Below are 232 nucleotides of genomic sequence, written 5' to 3'. Positions count from 1 at the left end.
ACTATCGCCTTTTTCCAAACCGTCTAAAGTGATATGACCAATACTGGCGCGATGCAGCTCAGTCACTCTATTACCAAAGTAACCCATCATGCGTTTTACTTGATGGTACTTGCCCTGCTCTAAAGTTAAACGCGCATGAGTCTCATCGATGAACTCAAGAACCGCAGGCTTGGTTTCTTCATGTTCGCCTTCTAATAAGATACCTTCAGCCACTTCTTTAACAGCATTGGCT

At 44.0% G+C, this 232-nt stretch carries 1 protein-coding gene; it reads right to left on the bottom strand.

Annotated features, from left to right (window positions below; all coding sequences use genetic code 11):
• Window positions 1-232 (bottom strand): pseudouridine synthase family protein (locus AAEZ03_RS29020; protein WP_502948000.1); only part of this gene is annotated, 232 nt, incomplete at both ends.

The sequence above is a fragment of the Pseudomonas sp. HY2-MNA-CIBAN-0224 genome (assembly GCF_040310285.1).
GTDB lineage: Bacteria > Pseudomonadota > Gammaproteobacteria > Pseudomonadales > Pseudomonadaceae > Aquipseudomonas > Aquipseudomonas helleri.
Note: the sequence above shows the minus strand (reverse complement) of the source record. Positions and strands in the feature narration are given on the sequence as shown.